At 71.1% G+C, this 1,002-nt stretch carries 1 protein-coding gene; it reads right to left on the bottom strand.

What is annotated here, in order from left to right; all coding sequences use genetic code 11:
- Positions 1-79 precede the first annotated feature (79 nt).
- The gene (locus ACFWE2_RS25405; RefSeq protein WP_377226982.1) at positions 80-568 is read right to left on the bottom strand and encodes a hypothetical protein; all 489 of its coding nucleotides are present in this window, start codon (positions 566-568) and stop codon (positions 80-82) included.
- Between the last annotated feature and the right edge of the window lie 434 nt (positions 569-1,002).

Genomic DNA, 1,002 nt, shown 5'->3' with positions numbered 1-1,002 from the left:
GGGTTTTGTTTATAATAGCCTGGGGCTCACCCGCGGGGCTCCGGGCGGGCGCCCGGAGCCGAGCGGACCGTTCAGGCGCTCAGACGTCCTGGGCGTCGTCGACGTGGCAGCCCTCGGCGGAGTCGCCGTACGCGTCGATGTGCTCCTCGAGGTCCGCGGACAGGTCAGCGATCTGCAGGGTGAGCTTGTCCATCTCCGCGCCGATCGTCTCGACCGCCGCGAGGTCACGCGCGGTGATCGCGGCCATGAAGTCGTTCAGCCCCTCGACGTACGTGATGTTCTTCTCGCCCAGCTTCGCGGAGACCTCGAGCATCGCGTCCGCGTCGCCGATCGCGCCGATGCAGGCTGTCGCGGTGCTCTCGGCACGTGACCTGGCGGTCTCCAGGCCGTCTATCGTCGCCTCGGCGTCGGCGAGGCTCTGCTCGGCGCTCGCCAGCTCGGCCGAGAGCGACGTGGCGCGCGACTCCCAGTCGCCGGCCGAGACCGCGCCGAGCGCAGCCCACACGACGGCGCCGACGAGCAGCACCGCGAGCACGACCGCCGCGACGTTGGCCCTGACGAAGGACACCGCCTTGTCGAGCGCCTTCGGCGGGGCGGGTTCGGAAGTGGTTGCGGGCTCGGACTCCGGCTCCGAGGCAGGCGCAGATACAGGTGCGGGGGCGGGCTCAGCAGCAGACGCATCGGCAGGCGCAGCCTCCGGCTCCACAGCAGCCACAGAGGCAGGCGCGGGCTCAGTCGCAGGTTCGGGCTCGGTTGCAGGCGCGGGCCCAGTCGCAGCCGCAGGCTCGGTACCGCCAGGCAGGTCGCCCTCCGGCGCGGCGGGCGCCGGGTCGGGCTCAGGGGTGGGGTTCAGCTCAGCGGCGGGACGCGCGCGCTCGTCGTCGGACATGCGGGCAACGTACTGGCTGAAAACCGGCGAAAAGCCCGAAAAACAGCAGATCGCAGAAAGATCACCCGCCCGTTGAGTGCTGGATATTTGCGCTCCGAACGGCCGGGGGGGCG

Origin of the sequence: Promicromonospora sp. NPDC060271, from assembly GCF_042726755.1 — a bacterium.
In the GTDB taxonomy this organism is placed as follows: Bacteria; Actinomycetota; Actinomycetes; order Actinomycetales; family Cellulomonadaceae; genus Promicromonospora.
The sequence above is the reverse complement of the archived record's forward strand: the minus strand, read 5'-3'. Positions and strand labels throughout refer to the sequence as shown.